This is a genomic window from Streptomyces sp. NPDC055140, assembly GCF_053607285.1.
In genome coordinates, this window is record NZ_JBSGTG010000036.1 from 59,079 (window position 1) to 65,271 (window position 6,193).

Sequence of the window (6,193 nt, forward strand, 5' to 3'; positions counted from 1 at the left end):
TTTACCCCCCGCGGGGGCCGCCGCTGCCCCGGTCGCTGGCCAGTGGGCGCTCCGGGGGGCTCTCTGCTTTTTTGTTGTCCTGCCTTTCCGTTTTGGGCGGCCCGCTTCTGCGGCCCCCCCACTCTCCTGATCCTCGGAACCGCTCCCGGCTTCGGACCCTGCGGAGCGGACCGTGGCAGCCCCGGCGGGAAATCCCGCCGGGGCTGCCAGTGTATCGAAATCACAGACTCGAAAAGACCGGAGCGAAAAATTCGGGAGCGGAACATTCGGAAGAACTTTCCGGATCCGTCCCCGGGAAATTCAACGGCGCCATGAAACGAAAATTTCCGCCGGAAAAATGAAAGAGAGAAGCTGCCGGAAAAGTCCGTGGCGAAATTGGCGGCGACAAGCAAACCGAACCGCAGCCGCGAAATCTGCCACCGCAAAAGACAGGCGAAAAGAACCCGGCCTCACCAAACCATCCCGTACACACCCAACAATGTGTACAGTTTGGCGGTATGGATGAGACAGTTCCGCTGGTGCAGGCCCGCAGCGACCTCGGCCAGCTCGTCAACCGGGTCCGCCACGGCCACGAGACCATCGTGATCAGCGACTACGGCACCCCCGCCGTGGCGATGATCCCCGTCGACGAGCTCGCCGAGCTGCGCCGCCTGCGGGACGAGGCCGACATCGCCGACGCCGAGGCCCGCAAAGCCGCCGGCGGACCGGTCGTAACGCACGAGGCGTTCATGGCCGACCTGGAGGCCGAGGACCGGAAGGCCGCCGCGTCGTGACCTACACCGTGGTGTGGCAGCACCAGGCCACCAACGAGTTCCGCCGCCTGCGCCAGCTCGACCCCCAAGGGGCCAAGGAGTGCGCCGCCGCCGTGCGCGCCCTGGCCGACGACCCCCGACCGCCCGAGGCCCGGCAGCTGGGCGGCTCCGCCTACTGGCGGATGCCGGTGGGCGACTGGCGCATCCTGTACGAGCCCGAGGACGAGACGATCACCGTGCTCGTACTGAAGGTCGGCCGCGTTCCCTGAGCCCGCTGATCACGGCCGGTAGCACGCGGAGCCCGAGCCCCGACCTATCTGCGACCTGGCTGGCTCATACAGGGTGGCTGACTGACCAGCGGCCGCGGGAGAGGGGGCGCCGTCGGGAGTGATGGTGACCTCGGCGCCCTACCACGAGCAGCTCTCCGCGGGTGTTGAGGCGGTCGCGGATCTCCTCCAGCGCGTCCCACAGGCGGCGGGGCCCGCTCTGATGGACCGTCGGCGGCTGGAGAGGGCCGTCCGTCTTCTCGTCGCCGGTGTACTGCCGCCCGCCGCACCCTCTACCTCCTCCTGCGCCTCGCCCCTGGTACCCCGACCGCCCACAACGCGAAAAGACCCCGCCCAGGACCTCGGCCGCCGGCTCGCGGAGGTCGTCCTCGTCCACGCCGGCCTTCCGGGCTTCAAGGAGGCGGGCGGCATGGCGGGCGGGCAGGGCGAGGGCGAGGTGACGCACGCGGCACTGGTGCTGCGGGGGCGGCGGTGTCGACAACGGGCTTCTGCCCCGGGAGCAGGGTCCCGCAGGCCGGGACCGGCAGAGCCACATCTCCGGCTTGTGTCCCGCCAGGCGGGACACTGACCGGCACACCGGTCCGGCCGTTTGACGCCGTGGCACGCTTCCCAGCATTCGTGGGGCTGGACGATCAGCACCGGCAGCCACTCAGGGCAGGGTGGGCGATGGGCAAGGCGAGCAGGAGCAAGAAGGAGCGCAGGAGGAAGGAGGCCCGGATCTGGGACCCTGCCGCCGCAGCGCGCGACGCGTTCCGCGACCGGGCGGCCAGCGCCGCGCTCCTCGAAGACAACCCCTACACAGCCGCGTACTTCGCCGGGGGCACCGACCGGGTGTTCCAGGAGGCTATGTGGCAGCACATCCGCCTGGGCCTGGGCCCCGCGCAGGCCTGGCACGAAACGGCTGCCTGGATGATGGGCGAATCCGGATACCAGCGCCCGTGGCCACACACCACCCAGCTCATCGCCGACTATGCCGTCTGGGAACGAGAGCAGCAGCTCTCCCTGCTTCGCGACGGTGAAATCTGCGTCATCTCACCGGCCGCTCACGCGGCAGTCATCGCAGCCGCCCTCACAGTGGACGCCACCGACCTGCTCACCCTCGACCGGGACGCCGACATCCCCCTGCACGCCGCTCTCGTCGTCATGCCCGAACCGATCGTTCTCAACTGCCGCAACGTCGCTCTCGGCGACCTCAGCGTGCTCGGCTGGAGGCACATCACGAGCTACGGCTCAGCCGGCGAGGAGTACGCCGCGGTCGGGGTCAGCGCGATGCTCCGCCCCGACGGCCCCATCCAGACGCCGGCGTGGCGAGAGTTCCTGGCCGAAGCGCAGGCCGGCGGCTACCCGACGCCCCCGTGGTTCCCCGCCGGAACCAACGGCATGCGCGCGGACGCTTCCACGAGGAGCGCCGCCTCACACGCTGAAGCGATCGCCCGCATCAGGACCCGACACATGCTGCACAGCGACGTCGCAGACCTCATCCGTGGCGACGACGACATCCCTGTACCGGACACAGCACAGTGGAACGGCGAACCGATCGCAGACCCCTACAACGACTTCGCCGAACGGTACCTCTTCGCGTTCTGGCGGCTCGCCGCGCAAGGCGTCACCACCACTACCGCAACACCCCCGACCCCGGGCCCAGCACACCAGCTACCCCACGGCAGCACCTCTGCCCGCCCGGACACCGCCGACATCCACCTCATCGACCTGCGCCGGACCGCGGAGCGTTCCCCAGGGACAGACACCGCACTCGGCCCGCGCCACTACACCCACCGATGGCCCGTGCGCATGCACAAGGTCAACCAGTGGTACCCCAGCCTCGGCCGGCACAAGATCCGCTGGCGTGGCCCGTACATCCAGGGCCCGGCCGACGCGCCGCTCAGGATCAAAGAGACCGCCTACCACCTGAGCACCTGAACCCGCGCCCGGCAGGGCGAGCAGGCCGACACCGGGCAGCTGAGGCGATATGGCCGACGCGGGGTCCGCCGACGGACCGAGGACTGCCAGACGGCGCGAAGGGGAGGCCAGACAGATCCGGCCCCCGCATCACTGGCTACTACCTCACGGGCACCCTGCGCCGGTGACCACCGCACCCAGCCGAACCAGGACGCCGCACCAGCTGCACCTATGTTGCCCTGAGTGCAACCGGTAACCGAGTTGCCTTGAGCGCAACTCGACGACAACCCAACAGAGTTGCACTCAGGGCAACACGCGGACTCCCCATCTGCTCGAACTCGTCGGGCCGCCCAGGATCCGCCCAGACGGTTCAGGCGAACAGCCCGATCGCAGCGGCCTCCGCGTACTGATCCGTTGGCAGCTTCGCACGGCGACTCCGCGTGTTACTGCGCCAGACTCCAAGCTGCAGCACGTGATGCACCCCTGCCGCGTCCACGACCGTCTCGCGATGGCCCCGAGGGACACGCACATGGCCTTCCCGCTGCCGGTACTGACGGGCCGCGGCGAGGTTGCGATCCCAGCTGCTCGCCTCCGCCACCAGCAGCACCTCCTCCCCGCCCGCCCTGGCAGGCAGAGCCATCAGGACCGCCGGCTGCACCCCCACCTCGAGCAGCCGCCGCTGCTGCTCCTCACTGAGCCGGCTCCAGTCCTTCTCCTGCTGGAGCAGCCACAGGCCGATGTCGTCGCCGAACACGAGCATCCCTGGGCGGAGGTCCGCCAGGGTCGCCCCGTCGTCCAGACAGGTCTTCAGACCGGCGTAGTGGCGCTGCCAGCTGATCGGCCAATCCGGGTTCCAGTCGGGATCGATCGCGCGCAGCAGCCCATCGCGCGTCCGGGCCCGCTCGGCCTTCCTCCCCAGCCCGCCGGGCTTACGGAAGTTCGCCAACGCCTGGCCGATCGCCCGACCGTCGATGACCGCCTCCCGAGGAGCGGCCAGCGTCCCGTACACCTCGAAGTACCGGCGCGCACAGGACACCCACACCTCAAAAGCCGCGTCATGGACCGACCACACCATCCCCAACGCGTTGAGCATGTCGAACCGCCACGGCGCCAACACCCCCTCCCGCTGCGCCCGACGCTGCTCACTGACCCACCCGCCCAGCGCGTAGACCTTGCCGTCGTCCTCGCTGTCCGGCACCGGCACCGTCTCGTCCAGCGGCACCTGCGCGTGCCCGTGCTCGCCGACCCACCAGCGCAGCAGGTCGTAGCCGCTCAGCCAGAGCTCCGAGTCGGGCTGCAGGATCCGGCGCTCCACGAACCGCGCGATGAGGTCCGGGTCGCGGGGAGTGGAGAACTTCAGCAGCTGCTCCCACATCTCCGCCGCGCGCCGCTGGCTCTCCTCGGCCTCGTCCTGGTCGCCCCCATCGCTGCCGTCGCCCGGGGCGCCGACATCCTTGGCTCCGGGCGGGGTCACGGGGTGGGGGTCCAGGCCGGTGACGTCCTCGCTCTCGCCGCGGCCGGTGTGCTCGGTGCGCAGCGTGAGCCGCTCGATGAGGCCGTCGCCGTGTGAGCGCAGCCCTTGCAGCACGGCCACCAGGGGCCGGTAGGAGGGCGAGGTCAGCATGTCGTCCGGCTTCTCCCCGGGCTGCAGATACACCGGCACCACGATCCGTGCGACCTTGCCCTCGCCCGGCCGCTGACGAAGGGCCCGCCCCACGTTCTGCACGATCTCCACCGCACTGCCCCGGGAGTCGGCGAACACCACCCCACCGACCCCTCGGCGCCCTCGAATGTCCTGCCCCTCCCCGACGGCCTTGCAGGAAGACAAGATCGAAAAGTCCGTCTCACGCCCCTCTTCGTCCACCCCGTTCCCGAACCGGTCCATGACCAGCCGCCGCACCTCCAGCGTGTGCTCCCCACACAGCCACTCCGCCGACACCCGCTCCGGATACCGCCCAGGATCACCGGCATGCAGCTCCGCCGCGGTCTCCGGGAACGCCCGCGCGAACGCCATCGCGTCCACGGTGCGGTTGTGGAACGTCATCAACGACCGCACGCGCACCTCAGCCGCCAGCTTCAGCAGCGCAGCCTGCAACACCGCCAGCCGCCGCCCGCGCACCGCCTCATCGTCCGCGTCAGCCCCCGGCGGTTCAGGATCGGCGATCTCCAGCACGTCGACCTCGAACCGCGCCAGCGTCCCGCGCTCCACCGCCTCCACCAGCCCGAAAGTGAAAGCCCGCTTCCCGTACACCGCCTCATCGTCCATCGACACCGCCAGCCGGCCAGTCCCACGCGCCCATCCCTCGGACACAGCCCAGATCTTCGGCGTCGCCGTCAGATACAGCCGCCGATCCGCCACGATCCGCGTGTTGTCATGCACCGCCGCCGCCCACGGCTTCGCCGCATCCCCCGACGTGTGGTGCGCCTCGTCCGCGACCAGAAGATCGAACGGCGCCAACTCCTGCCCGTACGCCCCCAGCAGCGCCTGCTCCAGAGGCCCCGGCACGTCTTTACCGTCCTCCTGACGCCGGCTGAGCGACTCGTAGGTGGCGAACACCGACACCGGCCCACGCCCGGCCCACAGCCCCAACTGCACAGCACTCGTCGTCGACCGCACCCCGAACTCCGCGAACGCCGCCCCCGACCGCGAGACCACCGCCACCCCCCGCCCGGAGAACCCCGCGGCACGCCACGCCTCCACCGTCTGCACCAGCAGACTCCGCCACGGAGCCAGCCACAGCACCCGGCCGCCAGGCGCCAGCGCCCGCGCCGCGCCGAACCCCACGGCTGTCTTGCCCGTACCCGGCGCCGAGACCCCCAAGGCCCGAAGCCCCGCCGCCGGAATCGGAACACCGGCCGGCAACTCCCGTACAGCCGCAGCGATATGCTCCCCGACGTGACGCCACTCCGGCGCCCCGCTCCCGCTCACCGGGCACCCCGCGGACAGGACACGAACGAGAGCATCATCAGTCACCGCCTTGTGCAGTTTGTGATCTTGTCGAGTTGATCAGCGGTGACACCCACCGGCCGATTTTCCCAGAGTCTACCCACTGATGCATCAATGAAAATCGTGTACTCTGGAGTCCTCAATCTACTCCTACGATCAACATCTCCGCAGGGTTTCCCACCGCCAGTTGCACAACCAACCAGGGCCGAGCGACGACCAAGCCGGTGCCAGTTGGTCGTCGCAACCAGCGCGGCACAGTGGCCAACTCAGTTGACGGCTGCTCAAGTGGTTGCCGTGTGAGCAACCAC

At 69.7% G+C, this 6,193-nt stretch carries 4 protein-coding genes; 3 read left to right on the plus strand and 1 reads right to left on the minus strand.

Annotated elements, in window-relative coordinates:
* Window positions 1–497 precede the first annotated feature (497 nt).
* The 3 genes from ACWFR4_RS41190 to ACWFR4_RS41200 all read left to right on the plus strand — a co-directional run bounded on the left by ACWFR4_RS41190 (window position 498) and on the right by ACWFR4_RS41200 (window position 2,959).
* On the plus strand, window positions 498–773 hold the full coding sequence (locus ACWFR4_RS41190) for a type II toxin-antitoxin system Phd/YefM family antitoxin (protein ID WP_453656697.1): 276 nt from the start codon (window positions 498–500) through the stop codon (window positions 771–773).
* Window positions 770–1,021, plus strand: coding sequence for a type II toxin-antitoxin system RelE family toxin (locus tag ACWFR4_RS41195; protein ID WP_453656698.1), 252 nt, complete (start codon window positions 770–772; stop codon window positions 1,019–1,021). The genes ACWFR4_RS41190 and ACWFR4_RS41195 overlap by 4 nt, the downstream gene beginning before the upstream one ends.
* Window positions 1,022–1,705: 684 nt before the next feature.
* Window positions 1,706–2,959 (plus strand): hypothetical protein, encoded by a 1,254-nt coding sequence (locus tag ACWFR4_RS41200; protein ID WP_453656699.1) that lies wholly within the window; start codon window positions 1,706–1,708, stop codon window positions 2,957–2,959.
* A 349-nt stretch (window positions 2,960–3,308) separates the two neighbouring features.
* Here ACWFR4_RS41200 and ACWFR4_RS41205 read toward each other — a convergent pair whose 3' ends face one another.
* On the minus strand, window positions 3,309–5,867 hold the full coding sequence (locus tag ACWFR4_RS41205; RefSeq protein WP_453656700.1) for a Helicase associated domain protein: 2,559 nt from the start codon (window positions 5,865–5,867) through the stop codon (window positions 3,309–3,311).
* Window positions 5,868–6,193 lie beyond the last annotated feature (326 nt).